Annotated in this window: 1 protein-coding gene; it reads right to left on the reverse strand. The window is 74.4% G+C overall.

The features are described from left to right. The coding region (locus Q8814_RS25985; RefSeq protein WP_330154807.1) for a condensation domain-containing protein at positions 1 to 1,785 on the reverse strand (1,785 nt) is incomplete at both ends.

Below are 1,785 nucleotides of genomic sequence, written 5' to 3' on the forward strand. Positions count from 1 at the left end.
GTGTTGATGAACAACCCGATCATCGTTTCCACCCCGGGCAGCTGCGGGGGGCGCCCGGAGACGGTGGCGCCGAACACGACGTCGGTGCGGCCGGTGAGCGCGCCGAGCACCAGCCCCCACGCGGTCTGGACGAGGGTGTTGACGGTCACGCCGCGGGCCGCGGCGACCGCGTCGAGGCGGGCGGACAGCTCCGCGCCCAGGTCGAGGTCGAGGTCCTCGGAGATCCCCGCGGACCGTTCGGGGCGGTGCTCGGGGGCGAGCAGGGTCGGTTCGTCGATGCCGGCCAGGGCGTGGCGGTACGCGGCGAGGGAGGCGGCGGTGTCCCGGGCGGTGAGCCAGGTCAGGAACGTGCCGTAGCTGCGGGGCCGATCGAGGACGGTGGTGTCGCCGTCGGTGGCGTACAGCACGAGCAGTTCGCGCAGCAGCACCGGGGTGGACCAGCCGTCGAGCAGCAGGTGGTGGTTGGTCAGGGCGAGCAGGTGCCGGTCCGGGGCGGTGTGCACGACGGTCACGCGCAGCAGCGGTGCGGTCGCGGTGTCGAAGCGGGTGCGGCGATCGGTGTCGAGCAGTCGGGTCGCGGCGGCCTGCGGGTCGGGGTCGTCGGTGGTGTCGGCGACGGTGAACGGCACGTCGACGTGGCTGGGAACGACCTGCAGGTAGCCGTGCTCGGGGTGGGCGGTGAACGCGGCCCGCAGGTTGGGGTGCCGTTCGAGCAGCAGCGCCATCGCGCGGCGCAGCCGCGGCACCTCGACGGTGCCGCGCGTGTCGAGGACCAGTTGCACGATGTAGGCGTCGGGGTCGGGCCCGGCGAGCAGGGCGTGGAAGAGCAGCCCGGTTTGCAGGGGCGCGGTGGGCCACACCGTTTCCAGCGGCCCGTAGCGCTGCTCGAGACCATCGATGTCGTCCTGGTCGAGGCGGACGAGGGGCAGGTCGGTGGGGGTCAGTCCCCCGGCCTGCGGGTGCCGGATGTGGCGGGCCAGGGCGGTCGCGGCGTCGGTGAAGCGGTGGCTCAGCGCGGTGACCGCGCCGCGGTCGAGCAGACCGGTGGGGTACGAGAAGTGCACGTGCAGCGTCGGCCCGTCGGGGGTGTCGACGGTGACGGCGTTGATGTCGACCACGGCGGCGGCGGCCATGTCGGGGCTCTGCGCCCCGCCCCGGTCGAAGCCGGGGATGGGCAGCCACGGGGTGTCGGCGGTGGTGTCGGCGCCGGCGGTGGGCCGGCCGAGGTAGTTGAAGCTGATCTGCGGGGTGGCGCCGGGTGCGAGGGCGGCGGCGGTGTCCGGGTGGAGGTAGCGCAGCAGCCCGTAGCCGATGCCGTGGTCGGGGACGGCGGCCAGGTGTTCCTTGACGGTTTTGACGGCGCGTCCGGCGGCGGGACCGGCGGCGAACGCGTCGTCGAGGTCGATGCCGGTCAGGTCCAGCCGCAGCGGGTGGATGGTGGTGAACCAGCCGACGGTGGCGGCCAGGTCGGCGCCGGGGACGGCGTCGGTGTCGCGGCCGTGACCTTCGACGTTGAGCAGCACCACGGTGCCGGTGTCGCCGCGGCCGCGGCGCCACGCGGTCACCGCGAGGGCGAGCGCGGTGAGCAGGGCATGGTCGACGGTGCCGTGGAACGCGGCGGGCACGGTGGTGAGCAGCGTCTCGGTGACGGCGGTGGGCAGCGCGGTGGCGACGGTGGCGACGGTGGCGTTGGTGTCGCGGGCCGGGTCGAAGGGCCGGTCGCCGAGCGGGGGTTCGTCGACGGTGACGGTGTCGCGCCAGAAGTCGAGTTCGCGGCGGCGGTCG

Source organism: Rhodococcus chondri (genome assembly GCF_036327435.1).
GTDB classification, from domain to species: Bacteria; Actinomycetota; Actinomycetes; order Mycobacteriales; family Mycobacteriaceae; genus Rhodococcus; species Rhodococcus chondri.